At 59.6% G+C, this 19,719-nt stretch carries 11 protein-coding genes; 7 read left to right on the top strand and 4 right to left on the bottom strand.

What is annotated here, in order from left to right; genetic code table 11:
* Positions 1-309 precede the first annotated feature (309 nt).
* From AC3WOK_RS19880 to AC3WOK_RS19895, 4 genes are all read left to right on the top strand, one after another.
* Positions 310-11,292 (top strand): BapA/Bap/LapF family large adhesin, encoded by a 10,983-nt coding sequence (locus AC3WOK_RS19880; protein ID WP_492355003.1) that lies wholly within the window; start codon positions 310-312, stop codon positions 11,290-11,292.
* A gap of 80 nt (positions 11,293-11,372) precedes the next feature.
* The gene (locus tag AC3WOK_RS19885) at positions 11,373-12,776 is read left to right on the top strand and encodes a TolC family outer membrane protein (protein ID WP_429057648.1); all 1,404 of its coding nucleotides are present in this window, start codon (positions 11,373-11,375) and stop codon (positions 12,774-12,776) included.
* A complete protein-coding gene (locus tag AC3WOK_RS19890) occupies positions 12,773-14,971 on the top strand; it encodes a type I secretion system permease/ATPase (protein ID WP_492355004.1) in 2,199 nt (732 codons plus the stop codon). Before AC3WOK_RS19885 ends, AC3WOK_RS19890 begins: the two co-directional genes overlap by 4 nt.
* 10 nt (positions 14,972-14,981) lie before the next feature.
* On the top strand, positions 14,982-16,151 hold the full coding sequence (locus AC3WOK_RS19895; protein WP_123138623.1) for a beta-barrel domain-containing protein: 1,170 nt from the start codon (positions 14,982-14,984) through the stop codon (positions 16,149-16,151).
* A gap of 64 nt (positions 16,152-16,215) precedes the next feature.
* On the opposite strand, the gene AC3WOK_RS19900 is transcribed toward AC3WOK_RS19895, so the two are convergent.
* The 3 genes from AC3WOK_RS19900 to AC3WOK_RS19910 are packed head-to-tail and all read right to left on the bottom strand — an operon-like array spanning position 16,216 to position 17,485.
* Complete coding sequence (locus tag AC3WOK_RS19900) at positions 16,216-16,701, bottom strand: Hcp family type VI secretion system effector (protein ID WP_492355005.1); 486 nt, start codon at positions 16,699-16,701, stop codon at positions 16,216-16,218.
* A gap of 14 nt (positions 16,702-16,715) precedes the next feature.
* On the bottom strand, positions 16,716-17,042 hold the full coding sequence (locus AC3WOK_RS19905) for a DUF1493 family protein (RefSeq protein WP_492355006.1): 327 nt from the start codon (positions 17,040-17,042) through the stop codon (positions 16,716-16,718).
* Positions 17,036-17,485 (bottom strand): STM2901 family protein, encoded by a 450-nt coding sequence (locus tag AC3WOK_RS19910; RefSeq protein ID WP_059312476.1) that lies wholly within the window; start codon positions 17,483-17,485, stop codon positions 17,036-17,038. Before AC3WOK_RS19910 ends, AC3WOK_RS19905 begins: the two co-directional genes overlap by 7 nt.
* A gap of 436 nt (positions 17,486-17,921) precedes the next feature.
* Here AC3WOK_RS19910 and AC3WOK_RS19915 point away from each other — a divergent pair, with 436 nt between their 5' ends.
* From AC3WOK_RS19915 to nudI, 3 genes are all read left to right on the top strand, one after another.
* Positions 17,922-18,359: a hypothetical protein gene (locus AC3WOK_RS19915; protein WP_492355007.1), complete on the top strand. Its 438-nt coding sequence runs from the start codon at positions 17,922-17,924 to the stop codon at positions 18,357-18,359.
* A gap of 88 nt (positions 18,360-18,447) precedes the next feature.
* A complete protein-coding gene (locus AC3WOK_RS19920) occupies positions 18,448-18,717 on the top strand; it encodes a HigA family addiction module antitoxin (protein WP_447856104.1) in 270 nt (89 codons plus the stop codon).
* A gap of 58 nt (positions 18,718-18,775) precedes the next feature.
* Positions 18,776-19,201 (top strand): nucleoside triphosphatase NudI, encoded by a 426-nt coding sequence (gene nudI / locus AC3WOK_RS19925; RefSeq protein WP_492355008.1) that lies wholly within the window; start codon positions 18,776-18,778, stop codon positions 19,199-19,201.
* Between the two features lie 2 nt (positions 19,202-19,203).
* Here the strand turns inward: nudI and AC3WOK_RS19930 are convergent, their stop codons facing one another.
* Positions 19,204-19,713 (bottom strand): DUF6622 family protein, encoded by a 510-nt coding sequence (locus tag AC3WOK_RS19930; protein ID WP_492355009.1) that lies wholly within the window; start codon positions 19,711-19,713, stop codon positions 19,204-19,206.
* Positions 19,714-19,719 lie beyond the last annotated feature (6 nt).

Genomic DNA, 19,719 nt, shown 5'->3' on the forward strand with positions numbered 1-19,719 from the left:
TATTTACGAAAGCTTAAGTTGCACAACCAGCGTTTTCTGTCTATATCATTTTTATATCCTCAAAAATAAATCCTCTATTAATTACAGGGTTTTATAAGGCAAAAAACACGAATAACAACTGTTCTCTTTGATACGTAATTAGATTCGCTCTGATGTTGCCACTCTAAATTCTGGCGGGCATCGTGCGCGCTAAAAATAACGGTCAGTGCTGCGTTATAACAGCAACTGCGCCGGGGGCGCCCTTTACCTTCAGCAGAGATGGCTCGTCTTGCTCGCCGTTCACGACACTTCTGCTGGAGTAATATTTAAATGAGCCAAATCTCTGTTATATCGAAACTTACTGGCGTAGAAACGACCACGGAAGGCACCCAGGTTACGCTGAGCCATTCCTCTATCGTTGAGCTTCATATCGAGCGGGCCAGTGTCGCCGATTTCGCCCGCAGCGGTAACGATCTGGTGATCACACTCCACTCCGGCGAGGTGATTACCCTTAAAAACTTCTACGTCACTGATGCTCAGGGGGCGAGCCAGCTGGTTCTGCAGGACAGCGAAGGCGCATTATGGTGGATTGAAGATCCTACCGGGGCCGCCACGTATGAATCTATCGCCTCAACGGACGTGCTGCTTGCCTCGTCCGGGAGTGATGCCGGTGGTGCCGCCATCTGGCCATGGGCACTGGGCGGCATTGTCGCCGCGGGCGGCATCGCGGCGGCGGCAAGTGGTGGCGGTGGCGGCGGCGGCGGTGATGACGATAATGGCAACGGCACGAACCCCGGCACGCCGACAAACCCTTCCGATCCGGATACGACACCGCCGAATGCCCCAACCGGTCTTCAGTTCTCTGCGGATGGTAAAACCGTCTCCGGTACCGCGGAACCGGGCAGTACCATCACGCTGAAAGATGCCGACGGTAATGTAATTGGCACGGGTAAAACCGGCAGCGACGGTAAATTCACCATCGATCTGGGTACACCGCTGACCAACGGCGAGCAGATTACCGCCACCGCAACCGATCCATCGGGGAATACCAGCCCGGGCACGACTATCAGCGCGCCGGATACCACCGCGCCCGATGCGCCGGCAATCGTCAGCGTAACTGACGATGTTGACCCACAGACCGGAACAATCAGTAACGGCGGCAGCACTAACGATCAGCGTCCACAGCTGACCGGCACGGGCGAAGCGGGCTCGACCATAACCATTTATGACGGTGGGATCGCCATTGGCACGGCGATCGTCGCCAGCAACGGCACCTGGTCCTTTACCCCGTCATCCGACCTGAGTGAAAGCACCCATCAGATTACCATGCAGGCAACCGACGCCGCCGGCAATACCGGACCGGCCTCACCGATGTTCACCCTTACGGTCGACATTACTCCGCCGGATGCACCAAGGGCAATTGTGCTGACCGACGACGTAGGCCAGGTCAGAGGAACCCTTACGTCGGGGGTGTCTACCGACGCTACACAGCCGCTCCTGGCGGGAACTGGCGAGCCCGGCGGAACCATCATTATTTACGATAACGGCACGGTGATTGGCACCACAACCGTGCAGCCCAACGGCACCTGGAGCGTCACCCCGAACGGCCCGCTTCCGGAAGGGGCACACTCGATAACCGTCGTTGAAACCGATGCAGCCGGAAACCAGAGCGCGGCATCAGCGCCTGTTAATTTCACCGTGGACACCACGCCGCCGTCAGCGCCGGGCGATCTCGTCGTGTCGAATGATGGCGGCACCATCAGCGGCACTGCGGAGCCTGGCAGCACGGTCACCATCCGTGAGGGCGATACTATCCTTGGCACGGCCGTTGCCGACGGTCAGGGCGACTTTAGCCTGACGCTGACCCCACCGAAGCTCAACGGTGAAGTTCTGACCGCTGACGCCACCGACGCGGCAGGTAACACCGGGCCGACAGCACCCGCTATTGCACCGGATCTTACCCCTCCACAAGCCCCGGTCATCGTTTCGGTAGTTGATGACGTGCTGGCTACCACCGGCCCTGTCGACCAGAATGGGCTCACTAACGACACGAGGCCGACGCTCAACGGCACCGCTGAACCGGGTTCAACCGTTACTATCCGGCTGGACGGTACCGATATTGGCACAGCGCTAACCGACAGCAACGGTCTGTGGTCCTATACCCCCACCACGCCCCTTGTCGAAGGCGCTCACACCTTTACCGCCGTTGCCACCGATACGGCGGGTAACACCAGCCTCCCTTCGAGTGGCTTCACCATTACCGTCGATACCACTCCGCCACCGGCAGCGACTATCGCCACCGTGACCGATGACGTCGGCGGCGTTCAGGGCCCGCTCAGCAGCGGTGACACCACGGACGACACCCAGCCGCTACTGCAGGGCTCCGCGCCGGCTGATACGGTTATTACCGTCTATGACGGAACAACCCTGCTCGGCACCGCCACCCTTGACGGCAGCGGCGGCTGGCAGTTTACGCCAACAACCCCGCTCACCGAGGGCCCGCATTCACTGACGGTTCACGCCACGGATGCCGCTGGCAATACCACTATCTCCAGCCCGTTCGCACTGGTAGTGGATACCACGCCACCGCTTGCCCCGGGCGATCTCGTGGTGTCGAATGATGGCAGCACCATCAGCGGCATCGCGGAGCCGGGCAGCACGGTCACCATCCGTGAGGGCGACACTATCCTTGGCACGGCTGTTGCCGACGGTCAGGGCGACTTTAGCCTGACGCTGACCCCACCGAAGCTCAACGGTGAAGTTCTGACCGCTGACGCCACCGACGCGGCAGGTAACACCGGGCCCGCAACCGCCGCTGCAGCGCCGGACGTTACCCCGCCGCAGACGCCGGTCATCGTTGAGGTTACTGATGACGTGCAGGCCACCATCGGGCCCGTGGGCCAGAACGGGCTCACCAACGACCGGGCCCCGACCCTGAACGGCACAGGAGAGGCGGGTTCAACCATCACGATTTCCAGCGGCAGCGATATCCTTGGTACGGTAGTTGTCTCCTCATCCGGCCAGTGGAGCTTTACTCCGCCCTCACCGCTGGGCGATGGCACCCACGTGCTGACGGCAACCGCGTCGGATGCAGCCGGTAACCAAAGCGGCATCTCCGGCGCGTGGACAATAAACGTTGACGGGACTGCACCTGCTGCTCCAGTGATTTCGCAGGTCGTGGACGATGTGCCCGGGCGTACCGGCTCGCTCGACATTAATGAAACCACTAATGATTCCACCCCGACGCTCAGCGGCACTGCCGAAGCAAACTCGACGGTAACCCTCCGCGTGGACGGCGTTGATATAGGTACGGCCGTTGCCAACGGCCTCGGCGTATGGATCTTTACCCCTACCACACCGCTTACCGAGGGTCCGCACGTCCTGACCGCCGTAGCCACCGACGCGGCGGGCAACACCAGCGGTGTATCCAATACCTGGGGCCTGACGATTGACAGCGTGGCGCCTGCTGCCCCGGTCATTACTCAGGTGGTGGATGATGTACCGGAGCGTCTCGGTGCGCTTAATCCTAACGACAGCACCAACGACACCACCCCGACGCTCAACGGCACGGCTGAGCCGGGCTCGACGGTCACCATTCGCCTGGATGGCGCCGATCTTGTCACGATCCCGGTCGACAGCAGCGGCACGTGGACCTATACCCCCACCGCGCCGCTTGGCGAGGGCCCCCATACCTTTGCCGTTGTCGCCACCGATGCGGCGGGTAACACCAGCCAGCCATCAAACGCCTTTACCTTTACCGTCGATATCACCGCGCCAGTGGCTGCAACCATCGCCACCGTGACCGATGACGTCGGCGGCGTTCAGGGCCCGCTCAGCAGCGGTGACACCACGGACGACACCCAGCCGCTGCTGCAGGGTTCCGCGCCGGCTGATGCGGTTATTACCGTCTATGACGGCACCACCCTGCTCGGCACCGCCACCCTCGACGGGAGCGGCGGCTGGAGCTTTACGCCCGTTACGCCGCTCACCGACGGCCCGCATTCGCTGACGGTTCACGCCACGGATGCCGCCGGCAATACCACCATTTCCAGCCCGTTTGTATTGACGGTAGATACCGTCGCGCCTGCCACGCCGGATGTCCCGGCCATCACCGTCAATCCTGATGGAACAGTAACGCCGCTGAACCCGGGCGAAACCACTCGCGACACCACGCCGACCCTGAACGGCACCGGCAATCCGGGCGACACCGTGACAATCTACAACGGCGGCGTCAAACTTGATGATGTCGTCGTGGACGGCACCGGCAACTGGAGCTGGACGCCAGCCACCCCGTTACCTAACGGCACTTATGATATTACGCTGACCGTCACCAACACTGACGGCACGGGTAACGAAAGCGCCCCGTCCCAGCCGGTAACCATCACCATTGATACCGATCCGCCGCTCACGCCTGCAGCACCGGTCGTGACCGACAGCGTCAGCCAGATAACCGGCCCCGTTCCCGATGGCGGCACCACTAACGATCCGCGTCCGATCCTGAGCGGCACCGGCACAGCGAATGACGTTATCAACATCACTGACACCGTTAACGGCACACCGACCGTCGTGGGCACCGTCACGGTAGACAGTAACGGCAACTGGAGCTGGCGCCCTGACAGTAATATTGCTGAGGGTAGCCACGTCTATACCGCCACCGCCACCGATGAGGCGGGCAACGTCTCTGACCCGTCGCCAGCAATTACGATTACCGTAGATACCGTAGCACCAGATACGCCAGTATTTGACGCCGTCGGAGGGCAGCCGAATGGTGGCTTTATCACCGATGCGACGCCAACCGTCGGAGGAACCGGCGTTAACGGTGAGACGGTCATCGTTTACAACAACGGCGTCGAGGTAGGACGTGTCGATGTCGTTAACGGTGAATGGAGCCTGGACCTGCCCCCCCAAACGGACGGCCTGCTGAACATCACCGTTGCAGGAGTTGATGCAGCGGGTAACGTAAGCGCGCTGAGTCCGGTCGTTTCCGTCACCCTCGATACCGTTGCGCCTGAGATCCCTGTCATTAGCACGGTTGCTGACAGCCAGCTGTCCAACAACGTGCTCTACACGAAGGACAACACCCCGACCCTTACCGGGTCCAGCGAACCCGGCACCACCGTTATCGTCTCCGTCGACGGTACACCTTCCGGAGTGCCGGTGACGATACAGCCGGACGGCAGCTGGAGCTGGACTGCCGGCACAACGCTGTCGGATGGCCCGCATACCTTCACCGTCTCGTCTGTCGACCCCGCAGGTAACGCTTCCGGAAGCTCTGCGCCGCTGAGCGTGACGGTCGATACCGTCGCCCCGGCAGATCCGGGCAACATGCTCCTGGCTAATGAAGGAACACCGCTGACCGGTATCGGTGAAGCGGGAAGCATCATAACCGTGACAAACGGTACCACGGTCATTGGTACCGGCGTTGTCGGCAGCGACGGTAACTTCTCCATTGCGCTGAGCCCGGCGCAGCTGGATCCGACCACGCTGACCGTGACCGCTACCGACGCCGCAGGAAATGCCAGCGCGGGCGTGCCTTTCATCGTCACCGACTCGTCGCTTGAACTGCCGCAGGTACCCGTCATTACTGCAATCGTCGATGACGTGGATCCGGTCACCGGCGATGTGAAAGGCAAAACCACCAACGACACCACGCCAACGCTTACCGGTACGGCCGAAGCGGGCAGCGTGATTACCATCTATCAGGACGGTAGCACGACACCATTAACAACGGTGACCGCCGACGGCAGCGGCAACTGGAGCTATACGTCGGCCGCGCTTGGCGAGGGGCTGCACACCTTTGAGGTGACCGCGACCCTCAACGGTGCCACCAGCGGCCGCTCTCCGGCGGCCAGCGTCACCGTCGACCTTACCGCGCCGGGCACACCGTCCATTGGTGCGGTAATTGATGACGTTGGTCCTGTCACCGGTCCGATGACCAGCGGCCAGACCACCAACGACAACCAGCCGACCCTCACCGGCACCGGTGCTGTGGGTGATACCATCTCCATCTACAATAACGGCGTGCTGCTGGGAAGCGTGCCGGTCAGCGATACCGGCACCTGGAGCTACACAACGCCCGTCCTGGCGGAAGGCAATAACGTCCTGACCATCCGCGAAACCGATCCGGCGGGGAATCAGAGCGGCCCTTCAGCGGACTTCACCGTCGTGGTGGATACAGTTTCCACCACGCCGGTTATCACCAACGTAACGGATAATGTGGGCAATGCCGCCACTACGGTCGTTAGCGGTGACCCCACCAACGACGCCACGCCAACCCTTTCGGGAACAGCGGACGCGAATAGCGTAGTGACCATTTTCGACGGCGGCACACAGATTGCCGTGGTCACGGCGGACGGCACCGGCGCGTGGACGTTTACCCCTGACACCGCGCTCGGCGAAGGCCCGCACAGCTTTACCGTGCAGGCGACTGACCCGCAGGGCAACGTCAGCCTGGTGTCAAACGCCTGGAGCGTGGTGGTTGACCTGACGGCACCAACGGTTCCAACGCTTGATACGGTGAACGACAACGTCCCTGGCGGCATCACGGGCAACCTCACCAGCGGGCAGACGACCAACGACAACACCCCAACGATTAGCGGTACCGGGCAGGCGGGCAGCACCATTCACATCATGAATAACGGTACGGAGATCGGTCTTGCAACCGTTGACGGAAGCGGGAACTGGTCGTTTATCCCGACCGCGCCGCTAGACGACGGCAGCTACGCCCTGCGCGCCTATGCCACGGATGCAGCAGGCAACGCCTCGGCGAACTCGTCGGTCTTCGCCTTTACCATCGATACCGTAGCCCCGACCGTGCCGGTCGTCACCAGCGTGATTGACGACGTCGCGCCGGTCGCCGGGACGCTCACGTCGGGCAACAGCACTAACGACGCGCGTCCGACCTTCAACGGCACGGGCGACGTGGGCTCCACGGTGCACGTCATTGTCGACGGCAGCGAAATCGGCACTGCGGTGGTGAATGCTCTTGGCAACTGGACTTTCACCCCGGGCACCGATCTGAGCGACGGGCCACACGCTATCACCTTCAACGCCACCGACCCGGCAGGCAATACCGGCAGCACGACAGCACCGTTTAACCTGACGGTAGATACGGGCGTGCCGTCCGCACCGGTTATTTCCACTGCGGCAGACAATGCGGGCAGTGTTCAGGCTCCGCTCTCTTCCGGGCAGAGCACCGATGACACCACACCAACGCTGAACGGCACCGCGACGGCTAACGCCACGGTCACTATCTATGAAAACGGACAGCCAGTCGGCACCGCGCTGGCAGACGGTACCGGCGCATGGAGCTTTACGCCATCAACGCCGCTGGCCAACGGTAGCCATACCTGGACCGCCACGGTCACCGATGCGGCAGGCAACGTCAGTCCAGCCTCGCCAGGCTTTACCCTGGTTGTTGATACTACGCCGCCAAACGCGCCGGTTATCAGCCAGGCGATAGACGACGTGGGTAGCATTACCGGGCCAATCACGTCCGGGCAGACGACCGATGACACCGTACCGCGTCTTGTCGGGACCAGTGAACCGTTTGCCACGGTCAATATCTATGAAGGGACAACGCTTGTCGGAACGGGTACCGCGGATGCCAGCGGCGGCTGGAGTATCTTGCTCACCACCACGCTGACAGGCGGCCCGCACAGCTTCACCGCGCAGGCCACGGATGCAGCAGGCAACACCAGTGTCTCATCGGCAAGCTTTAGCCTTACTGTCGACACCACGCCGCCTGCGCTGCCGGTGTTGACCAGCATTGTGGATGATGTGGGCAATGCCGCCACGCCGATCGCCAGCGGCGGTCTGACCAACGATGCACAGCCAACCCTCACGGGTACGGCGGAAGCTGGATCCACGGTGAAAATCTTTGATAACGGCGTGCAAATCGGCAGCGTGACGGCGACCGGCGGTACATGGAGCTTTACGCCATCCCCGGCGCTGGGCAACGGTCCGCACAATTTAACCTTTACCGCCACCGATGCGGTGGGCAACGCCAGCGCGCCAACCGCCGGGTATGTCATTAACGTCGATACCGTCGCGCCAGGCGCGCCGGTCATCAGCGCGGTCATCGATGATGTCGGCAGCGTCACCGGGCCGGTAACCGGCACGAACCCAACCAACGATGCGCGTCCAACGCTGAACGGCACCGCCGAAGCAAATGCCACGGTACGGATCTACGATGGTATTACGCTGGTAGGCACGGTTACCGCGGATGCCAGCGGCAACTGGACCCTGCCGCAAACCACCATCACGCTGGCAGAAGGAACGCATAACTTTACCGCCACGGCTACCGATGCGGCGGGCAACACCAGCGTGGCTTCAGCCGTAACGACGATTATCGTCGATACGATCGCCCCAACGGCGCCTACCGGGACCTTCAACGCCGACGGTAGCGTACTGACCGGGAATGCTGAAGCAGGCAGCACCGTCGCGATTCGCCTTGCGGACGGCTCGACGGTGACCGCCACGGCGGACAGCAACGGCACGTACAGCTACACCTTCACGAACAAGCAGACCGAAGGCCAGACGCTGCAGATCACCGCCACCGACGCCGCAGGCAACATCTCACAGCCGGGCTCCGCCCTTGCGCCGGTGGTACCGCTCTCCGCCAGCAATAACGTCGAAGAGCTGAACCTCAGCACCACAGCGACCGTGACCAACAGCCAGTACAGTGATTACGGTTTCCTGCTGGTCGGCGCCGTGGGCAACGTCCTGACGCTGCTGGGGAATGACACCGCGCAGGTGAACTTCACGGTGGTCAGCGGCGGCAGCGCCGATATCGTAGTGAATGCCAACGCCACGGGGGCGGTGCTCTCCCTGCTCAACACCCTTGAGCTGGTGGTTCAGCATTACGTCAACGGCGCCTGGACCACCGTGGTAGATACCGGCCAACCGCAGTTTGCCGATCTGCTGACGCTGGGCGCCACCGGCGTGTCGCTGAACCTGAGCGGGCTGGCCGACGGCGAGTATCGCGTGCTCAGCTATAACACCAACCTGCTGGCCACCGGCTCCTACACCAGCCTTGATGTGGCGGTGAAAGAGACCGGTCCGGGTACGGTCACAGGCGAAACCAGCCTCAACGGCAACGTGATCCTCGATACCGACCCGACCGCGGGCAGCGACAACGCACCGGCCGGGACCACCGTTTCCGCCGTCACTAACGCGCTGGGGGTAACCACCAGCGTGAACGCCGACGGCACGGTGATCCAGGGCCAGTACGGTACGCTGACCATTAACCGCGACGGCAGCTACACCTACAGCCTGACCGACACCAGCGCCGCGATCATTGGCCGCACGGAGAGCTTCACCTACACCATCACCCACAACGGCGTGAACGCGTCGGCGAATCTGGTGCTGTCGCTCGGTGCCGGTACGGTAGTCAACGGTATTGTGGCGGTAGACGACACGGCCTCGCTGACCTTTGACACCAGCGTGCACGAAATCAATAACGGCGCCTCGTCTCAGGGCGGCTTTACTCTGGTGGGCATTAATCTCGGCAACACGCTGGGGCTGAACCTGCTGGACGACATGACCAACCCTATTATCTATAACGTGGAGGAAGGCACCACCCGCACCATGACCATCCAGGCCTCCGTTGGCGGCGTGGCGCTGGCGTCGGTGTTCGATCTGTACGTCTATAAGTTCAACAACGCGACCCAGACCTTCGAACAGGTTCGCGTCGAGTCGGGCTGGCTGCGCGCCCCGCTGCTGGGGGGCACCTCGCCTCAGCTGACGCTGAACCTGCCTGCCGGGGAGTACCTGTTCTTACTCAATACCGCCTCGGGGATCGCCGTCCTGACGGGCTACACGCTGAGCGTCCTGCAGGATCACGTCTACAGCGTGGCGAGCATCAGCGAGACAACCACGGGCGACGTGCTGGCGAATGACCCTGTTCCAGCGGGCACGGTGGTCACCGAAGTGAACGGCGTGGCGGTCAACAGCAGTGGAACAACCGACATTCAGGGAGAATACGGTACGCTGACCATAAACTCGTTCGGTCAGTACACCTATATCCTGAGGACCGGCGTGGGGGCGGACCATATCAGCACGCCTGATACCTTCGTCTACACCGTTACCGCGCCTGACGGCTCGAAGGATACGGCATCGCTCAACATCACCCCAACCGCGCGAGCGATGGATGCGGTGAACGATGTCAGCGCCGTGATGGATCTCACCTCAGTGCACCACACGTCGACGTACTCCGATACCACAGTGGGGAACGCCAGCTGGACGACCGCGCTGTTCTCGTCAACGCAAGGCAGCGGAAACGGGACCTTCGTGGTGGATCCAAACACCGCACTGCATAACGCGTCGCTGCACTTTGATGTGGCCTCGCTGCTGGCGCTGGGCGGGCTGACGGTAAACTGGTCAATCAGTGATGGTACCAATGTTGTGCGCTCAGGATCCTTCAGCGGTGGCTCTCTGGCGCTCATTCCTCTGGTAGGCGGCAGCATTGACGTTCCATTGACCGGGCTGGACCTGAACGCCGGGACCTATACGCTGAGCTACACCGGTAGCGTACCGGGGCTGAGCGTGGGTAACATAACCATCACGCCAAGCGTGAACGGCACCACCTACTCGTTGAGTGATTTTGACGTCACCGGCAGCCATACCGTTAACGGCAATATCTTTGACGGTACCGACTCTGGCGGCGTGCTGGATCAGCTGCACTCGGTGGATACCCGTCTGAGCGTTACCGGCTACAACGGCGTGACCACCACGCTGGATCCGTATAACGGCAGCGCAACGGTGAACGTTACCGGCCATTACGGCACGCTGGCGATTGGCGCGGACGGCCACTACACCTACACCCTCAATACCGGGGTGTCGCTCTCAACCATCACCTCGAAGGAGACCTTCAACTACACCCTGACCGATGCCAATGGGAAAACGGACAGCGCCACGCTGACCATCAATATGGCGCCGCAGTTCATCAGCTCGGAGCATAACGACGCCATTACCGGTACGGCCTACGGCGATACGCTGATTTACCAGGTGCTGAACAGCACCGCAGGCAACGCCACCGGGGGTAACGTCAGCAGCGCGACGGGCGATCACTGGACCGGCTTCTCGCTGGCGCAGGGGGACAAGATCGACATCGGCGATCTGCTGGTGGGCTGGAACGGTAGCGCCTCGACGCTCGGAAATTATCTCCATGTCACTAATAGTAATGGCAATACCGTGATCTCCATCGACCGTGACGGTGCAGGAGCCACCTACACTAATACTGCACTCGTTACGCTTGATGGGGTTCAAACCACCTACGACGAGCTTGTAAACCAGCAACACATCATTACCTGATAGCACCTGCAACAGATGACCCGGGCGCACGGCGCCCGGGCATAACAATAAAGCTGTACTTATTTTATTAGGGACATGACATGGGAATGAAGATGCCTTACTGGTGGCTCTCGTGCTGCCTGATATCTATGCCCGCTCTCTGCGCGAACCCGGCGGCAACGATCAATACCGGACAGCTTCGCGAAACGCAGGAACTCCCCTCGCTCAACGGCCGCGTGGCCCCGGTGGCCGGCAAAGCCGCTCCCGGCTCGTTACAGCTTGGCGACGCCGTCAACCGCGCCGTCACCTGGCACCCGGCCATCAGCGAAGCGGTGGGAAAACTGTACCAGCAGAGCGAAGAGGTTGACGTCGCTAAATCAAAATACTATCCGCAGATTAATGCCGGCGTGGACAACGGTTACTCCCACGACGGCGACCAGAACGGCTTTACGCCGTCGCTGGTGCTTTCTCTCTCGCAAATGCTCTACGACTTCGGCAAGGTGGCAAGCCAGGTGCGCGCCGAGAGCGCCGGCGTGGCCCAGCAGCAGGCCAACGTGCTGGTGAGCATTGACACCATCGCCCACGATACCGCCATCGCCATGGTGCAGGTGCAAACGTGGCAGCAGATGGTCGATACCGCCAAAGAGCAGCTTGAGGCCCTCTCCTCCATCGGCACGCTAACCCGCCAGCGTAATGACGAAGGGGCCACCTCGCTCTCTGACGTGGTGCAGACCGATGCCCGTATCGAAGGCGCGCGCGCCCAGCTGATGCAGTACCAGGCCAGCCTGGACAGCGCCCGCGCCACGCTGATGAGCTTTCTCGGCTGGAATAGCCTGAACGCGATCAGCAATGATTTCCCGCAGAAGCTGGGCCGGAGCTGCGACATCGCCGAGCCGGATGACCGTCTGGTTCCCGCGGTACTCGCCGCCTGGGCGCAGGCCAACGTCGCCCAGGCTAACCTCGACTACGCCGACGCGCAGATGACGCCAACCGTCTCGCTGGAGCCGGAGGTGCGCCACTACATGAACGATCGCTATGCGGGCAGCGACACGCGGGATCGCACCCAGTATTCCGCATGGGTAAAAGTGCAGATGCCGCTCTATCAGGGCGGCGGCCTCACCGCCCGGCGTAACGCCGCCGGACACGCGGTGGAAGCGGCGCAATCCACCATTCAGCGCACGCGTCTTGATGTCCGCCAGAAACTGCTGGAAGCCCGCAGCCAGGTGATGAGCCTGCAAAGTACGCTGCAAATTCAGGGCCGCCAGGAGGCGCTCAGCGCCCGCACCCGCGAGCTGTACCAGCAGCAGTATCTCGATCTCGGCTCGCGCCCGCTGCTCGACGTGCTCAACGCCGAGCAGGAGGTCTACCAGGCGCGCTTCACCCAGCAGCAGACTCTCGGTCAGCTGCATCAGCTGCAGCTCAACTGCCTTTATAACACCGGGCAACTGCGTCACGCGTTCGACCTTGATAACCGCACCATCCAGACCGTGGAGATCCAGCCATGAAGCAGCGTGATATCCCGCAAGGTGAAAACATGACGGATGAGGCCCTGGTCCAGTGGGCGCAGGCCTTTGGCTTTGTCGCCACGCGCTACCGCGTCTCTTGTTCTCCCGGCGCGCTGCTGGCGGGCGCGCCGTGGCTGAAGGGCAAACCGATGGTACCCGCCCTCACCCAGCTGGCACGCGAGGCGGGGCTGTCGTTTCAGCTGCTTACTGCCGGCCAGGAGGCGATCAACAGCTGGCGTCTGCCGGTGGTGGTGGCGATGGACGACGGGAGGATCGGCGTGATCGAACATTTCGACGGCGACGATACCCTTGAGGTCAGCTTCTTTGACGACCAGACCTACACCAACCGCCTGTCGATGACGGCGATGCTGCCCGCCATCCGCCACGTCATTGCCCTGCGTCCACTCGCCGCGCTGAAGGACAGCCGCGTGGACGCCTACATCTCTAAATACCGCCCGGACTGGCTCTACCGGCTGGTGATGCGCGACCTGCGCCCCTACAGCTGGGTGATGCTCGCCGCGCTGTTTATCAACGTGCTGTCGCTCTCCGGGATCGTCTTCTCCATGCAGGTGTATGACCGGGTGATCCCCGCCCAGTCCTACCCGACGCTTTACGTCCTGACCATCGGCGTGCTGATTGCCACCCTGTTTGGCTTCGTGCTGCGCGTGGCGCGCGGGCACATTATGGATCTGCTGGGCAAGCGCTCGGACATGCGCGTTTCGGATCGCGTATTCGGCCACGCGCTGCGGCTGCGCAACAGTGCTATTCCCCGCTCCACCGGCAGCTTTATCTCCCAGCTGCGCGAGCTGGAGCAGATCCGCGAGATGGTGACCTCGTCCACCATCTCAACAATTGTCGACCTGCCCTTCTTTTTACTGTTCGTGGTGGTGCTGGCGATCATCGCTCCGCAGCTGGCGTGGATCGCGCCGGTCGCGGCGGTGATCATGGTTCTGCCAGGCCTGCTGCTGCAGAAAAAGCTGGCGGAGCTGGCGAAGCAGTCAGCCCATGAATCAACCCTGCGCAACGCGGTGCTGGTGGAGAGCGTTCAGGGGCTGGAGGACATCAAGCTAATGCAGGCGGAAAACCGCTTTTTGCAGCAGTGGAACAGCTATATCCAGATTACCGCGGAATCCGGCCTGCGTACCCGCGAGCTGACGCAGAACCTGATCAGCTGGGGAATGACCATCCAGAGCCTGGTTTACGCCGCCGTGATCGTGGTCGGCGCGCCGATGGTGATTGACGGCACCCTGACCACCGGTTCGGTGGTCGCCGCGTCGATGCTGGCCTCCCGCATGATCGCCCCGATGGCGACGCTCTGCGGCGTGCTGGCCCGCTGGCAGCAGGTCAAAGCGGCAAAAGAGGGGCTGGACAGCATCATGCAGCTGCCCACCGAGAACCAGCGCGAAGAGACGCCAATTCGCCAGGACGTGCTGCGCGGGCACTATCTCTTTGAACAGGCGCAGTTCCGCTATCACCCGGAGGATCCGCGCATGGCGCTGCGCATTAACCGTCTGGAGATCCGGCCCGGCGAAAAAGTGGCGATCCTCGGGCGCAACGGCGCCGGGAAATCGACCCTGCTGCAGTCCATGGCGGGCGGGATGGATCTGGCGGCCGGCGAGCTGCGGCTCGACGGCTTCAGCCTGCCGCATCTCGACGTCGCCGACGTCCGGCGCAACGTCGGCTTTATGACCCAGAACGCGCGGCTGTTTTACGGCACCCTGCGCGAAAACATTACCCTCGGCATGCCGCGCGCCACCGACGAAGAGATTTTCGAGGCGCTGGAGATGACCGGCGCGGCGGGCTTCGTGCAGAAGCTACCCAAGGGGCTGGACTACCCGATCATGGAAAACGGCGTGGGGCTCTCCGGCGGGCAGCGCCAGTCGATTCTGCTGGCGCGCATGCTCCTGCGCGATCCGAATATCGTGCTGATGGATGAACCCACCGCCTCGCTGGACGAGCACACCGAGCGGGAATTTATCCAGCGGCTGGGCGACTGGCTCGGCCATCGCACCCTGATCGTCGCCACGCACCGCGTACCGGTGCTGGAGCTGGTGGAGCGGGTCGTGGTGCTCAAGGAAGGCATGCTGGTAATGGACGCGCCGAAAGCCCAGGCGCTGAACAACAGCCGTATGCAGCAACAGCAGCAGCAGGCAGCAACCGGACGGGAGTGGAAAAATGAAAATCAGTCAGCGTGACGTTGCCGCAATGGACGATCTGGATAACGCCCTCGACTCCGAAAGCGGCTACACCGGCGCGCGGCGGATCGTGATCTTCTCGCTGCTGATGTTCGTGGTGCTGGGCGTCTGGGCGTGGGTTGGCGTGCTGGATGAGGTATCAACCGGCTCCGGGAAGGTGATCCCCAGCTCGCGCGAGCAGGTGTTACAGTCGCTGGACGGCGGGATCCTCACCGAGCTGAACGTCCACGAGGGCGATCAGGTGCAGGCCGGGCAGGTCCTGGCGCGGCTCGATCCGACGCGTTCCGAGTCGAACGTCGGCGAAAGCGCGGCGCGCTACCGCGCTTCACTGGCCTCCAGCGCTCGCCTGTACGCCGAGGTGAACGATCTGCCGCTGAAGTTTCCCCCTTCGCTGGCAAAATGGCCGGATCTGATTGCCGACGAAACGCGGCTCTACAACTCGCGACGCGCGCAGCTGGAGGATACTCAGCGAGAGCTGCGCGCCGCGCTCGATCTCGCCAATAAGGAGCTGGCCATCACCCAGCGGCTGGTCAAAACCGGGGCCGCCAGCCACGTGGAGGTCCTGCGCCTGCAGCGGCAGAAAAGCGATCTGGAGCTGAAGCTCACCGACGTGCGCTCGCAGTATTACGTTCAGGCGCGCGAGGCGCTCTCCAAGGCCAACGCGGAAGTCGATATGGTCTCGGCGATCCTCAAAGGCCGCCAGGACTCCGTCACCCGTCTGACGGTGAAATCCCCGGTGCGCGGGATCGTGAAAAACATCAAGGTCACCACCATCGGCGGCGTGATCCCGCCCAACGGCGAGCTAATGGAGATTGTGCCGGTGGACGATCACCTGCTGATTGAAACCCGCCTGTCGCCGCGCGACATCGCCTTTATCCACCCGAACCAGGAGGCGCTGGTCAAAATCACCGCCTACGACTACGCCATTTACGGCGGGCTGCACGGGGTGGTGGAGACGATTTCTCCGGATACCATTCAGGACGAAGCCAAGCCGGAGGTGTTCTATTACCGGGTGTTTATCCGCACCAGCCAGGACTATCTGGTGAATAAGGCCGGCAGGCACTTTTCAATTGTGCCGGGGATGATTGCGACGGTGGACATTAAGACCGGAGAAAAAACGGTGCTGGATTATATGATTAAGCCGTTTAACCGGGCGAAGGAGGCGCTGAGGGAGCGTTGATCTTTGCAGGAAGAACAGGGCATGCCTCCTCTCCATTTATAGAGCGGAGGCAATTTGCTGCACTTCAAACCGTTGATCGCTCATTCCAGGCATCTGAGTATTGAATATTTCCATCAACATAACGCCATGTGATTTTCTCGTAGCGCAGTTGGATACTTTCCATATGCCCTGTTCCCGGACAGTTACGCGTATCGTGCATAATTGGCGTAATAGAAACAACTTTTACACCTTCCAGTAAAATATTGAAGTATTCAACTTCCTGCCCAGCATCATTAATGTGATACCACTTTACCTCAGCAGATTTGAGAGTTTGCCCTATTGCAACAGCCCGATAAAGATAGGGGGATGCACTATCAATTTCTTTTTCAAACAGGAAGGGAGCGTGCTGACGTGTTCCAGTAAGCCTTCCTGTTGTCCCATCAACCGGGATACTCAAATTATGTGTCAAACCTCGTAATTCAATACTTCCTTCTCGATATGCCACATCAGATGATCCCCTAATCAGATTTCCTGCATCATCTTTTAGCCATAAATGAACGGGTACGGCCATTATTACTCTCCTTATTAATCATATAGCCACCTCCCCGCTTTCGCAGATTCGGCGAACATCCTTACCGTTAAAGGTTTAGAAATTTGTTCCACGGGTTTATCAGTAAACCATTTTCGAAAAAACCATGTGTGAAACCATGGGTAATAGGCATTGTAATTCATCAGCGTTATATCGACATTGAATCGCACGCTGTATTTATCCATACAGACGACTAAATCATCATCCTCTGCATATTCTTGTAAAACATCATCCAACTGTAATGGGATGAGTTTCCCAGTAAATGTCCCGAGTACCGGTAACTCGTTCTGGAAAAAAGCTAAAACCTCTTGTTCCATTACCATAGTCGATCTTTCTCGTGAGCAATCGTGTTATAGGTTTTAATTGTCTTATAGCATATCTGAGCCAAATCACCTGCAACCATTGTCCAGCCAATGACAGGCAGTCCTCTCCCAATGAAGGCACCCAGGTTAGTAACATACTTAGGTTTTAATGTGGTAATACTTGCTTCCGTTAAGGTAGGTAGTCTTACCGGTAACTGAACATTGAGATACTGGCGCAAATATTTTGAGGCTATGGACGTTCCCGCAGTGGTTCCATAAGGTTTATTTCTCGTCTTTAATAAGGGCAATCCTAAAATGATACAACTCAGCGTTACTACATCTACTATCCCTCCGAACTGTTCTTCAATTTTATCCAAAAAAATCCAGAAAAATAGCTCTCCCGCTGATATATTGCTGATCCCTTTGTAGAAGTACGTTCCGTTTAATTCCTCGACCGTATCCATACGCGCCTTCCTGACAGTTTTTTTTAATAACAGACACCATACTCCACTCAAACGGCTATGTTGATAAAAAGAACCTTTATAAAATCCTAAATAACTAAAATTAAGATCTTTTAACGAGGAGACATTTTTCCTGAAGCAACCTCGCAAAATATAACTTCATCCATCTGACATCATTTTTATTTTGTTAAAGCAGGCGTATGTTCCTTCCACGCCAGCAAAATCTGGCGTCGGGATTGGCATCCCGGTTAAACTTAATGGCGGCGTGAGATCTTGTTGCGCCGTGCGTCTGGCTACATTTCAATGGTGGGCTGGACGGGGGCGTCGCAAGACGCGCCGGTGTCCATTAAGGCCGGTAATGCCAACTCCGTTCAGTCCTGCCACCCGGGAAATTGGCATTTCTCTGGCAGTGTCTTAATCACTTAATGGAAACTGTCATATGACCACCAGTAACGCACTTTTCACGACCCCTTTCGACTGCAACACCGACTTCATCGATCTTGCCGACAATTGCCAGCGCTATTGCGAAGCGCTGGTAGAAGAGACCGAGCCTGCAAGAAAAATAGCGCTCTGCGGTCGTCTTGCCTCAACGCTCGCCCTGCTCCGCCCGATGCTGCTGGAGCCAATCCCTGAGCACTTACAGGAACGTCTTACCGTCGACGTGTTTCCCGAACGTGAGCCTGTATTCAACACCGAATCCGATCAGCTCTGTCGCTACTGCGAGGAAGTTACCCAACTGTTGATTAGTGGCGCGCTCACGCCCGAATCCGCCCGCGTGATGGGGGATTTACTCTTTGAACTCACTGGATATTTTGCCGACCAGCTAAAAGCTCCGCGCTGGCTGAGAACGGAGGCTGGAATCGCGTTGCTGGGTTGATATGTTTTTCTCCCTCTCCCATAGGGAGAGGGCCGGGGTGAGGGCATCATACCGCACCTATTTTATATTTATAAACAGGACGTTACTTATGAATAACAAGGAAAAAATACGCATCCCAACCACACCAGGCGAAGTGTTGCTGCACGATTATCTTAAACCACTCAGTCTCGGCATCTCAGAACTGGCAGAGAGAATAAACACCGATCACACCACTGCCAGCGCGCTGTTAAACAATAAAATCAAACTCACCGTTGATTTGGCCATAAGACTGGCAAACGCATTCGATACCAGCATTGAATTCTGGCTGAATCTGCAACAAAACGCAGAAAACCAGGGAGCGAGAATCGAACACCTCTAACATAACCCTCCCCCCCAATCTGCTAAAGTAGCCCAAATTCATTTTTCAGGAAGAAATCATGCGCCAACGAACCATTGTCTGCCCCATCATCCAGAACGACGGTGCCTACCTGCTGTGCAAAATGGCCGACGATCGCGGCGTGTTCCCCGGCCAGTGGGCTCTCTCCGGTGGCGGGATGGAGCCGGGCGAAACCATGGAACAGGCGCTGCGCCGTGAGATCAGCGAAGAGCTTGGCGAAGCGCTGGAGATCGCCTCGGTCACGCCATGGGCTTTTCGCGATGACATCAGGGTCAAAACCTACGCCGATGGCACCACAGAGGAGATTTACATGATCTATCTGATCTTCGACTGCATCAGCGCCAACCGGGAAGTCACGTTTAATGAAGAGTTTCAGGAGATCGCCTGGGTTAATCCGGAATCGTTAAAAGCGCTGGATCTCAACGAAGCGACGCGCATTACCTTCACGCAAAAAGGGCTACTGTAAATTCAGGCCTGAGCTCGGGCGTTATACACCCCAACATAGCGCGCAAATTTCCCGATAAAGACGCCGGCAAATACGCCGCCGGAGACGATCGCCAGCGCGCTCATGGCGGGCTGCTGCATCGTCTGGGGAGAGACCGCGCTCATCACGCCCAGCACATACTTCACCCCGAATGCCAACATCATAAACGGCAGCGCGGTGTAGTCGGCCTGGCGGTAAAGGCTGCGCGGCGCCTCCGCGCGGGTGATAACCGCCTGCTTGATCAGGAAATACCCCAGCGCTGCGCCGGCAAGGATCCCCGCCGTCCACAATGCGAGAGTACCGGGAGTCAGCGTGCGATAGACCACCAGATCGTAGATATCCCAGATAAGAAAGATGCCCGGAATAATGGCAAGCCGCTCCAGCGTAACGGTGGCGGGCCTGCGGGCTTTAATGCCGCGGGAGATAAGGAAGATAAACAGCACCCACACCCAGGCGGGCGTGTGCGTAACGACACCGAACAGAAATTCAAACATGGAGAT

This window comes from Enterobacter sp. FW301-JW81, from assembly GCF_058788735.1.

Coding starts and splice junctions, on each gene's coding strand:
- AC3WOK_RS19880 (WP_492355003.1), top strand. CDS start 310: ATGAGCCAAATCTCTGTTATATCGAAACTTACTGGCGTAGAAACGACC.
- nudI (WP_492355008.1), top strand. CDS start 18,776: ATGCGCCAACGAACCATTGTCTGCCCCATCATCCAGAACGACGGTGCC.
- AC3WOK_RS19915 (WP_492355007.1), top strand. CDS start 17,922: ATGACCACCAGTAACGCACTTTTCACGACCCCTTTCGACTGCAACACC.
- AC3WOK_RS19885 (WP_429057648.1), top strand. CDS start 11,373: ATGGGAATGAAGATGCCTTACTGGTGGCTCTCGTGCTGCCTGATATCT.
- AC3WOK_RS19920 (WP_447856104.1), top strand. CDS start 18,448: ATGAATAACAAGGAAAAAATACGCATCCCAACCACACCAGGCGAAGTG.
- AC3WOK_RS19895 (WP_123138623.1), top strand. CDS start 14,982: ATGGACGATCTGGATAACGCCCTCGACTCCGAAAGCGGCTACACCGGC.
- AC3WOK_RS19930 (WP_492355009.1), bottom strand. CDS start 19,713: ATGTTTGAATTTCTGTTCGGTGTCGTTACGCACACGCCCGCCTGGGTG.
- AC3WOK_RS19890 (WP_492355004.1), top strand. CDS start 12,773: ATGAAGCAGCGTGATATCCCGCAAGGTGAAAACATGACGGATGAGGCC.
- AC3WOK_RS19905 (WP_492355006.1), bottom strand. CDS start 17,042: ATGGTAATGGAACAAGAGGTTTTAGCTTTTTTCCAGAACGAGTTACCG.
- AC3WOK_RS19900 (WP_492355005.1), bottom strand. CDS start 16,701: ATGGCCGTACCCGTTCATTTATGGCTAAAAGATGATGCAGGAAATCTG.
- AC3WOK_RS19910 (WP_059312476.1), bottom strand. CDS start 17,485: ATGGATACGGTCGAGGAATTAAACGGAACGTACTTCTACAAAGGGATC.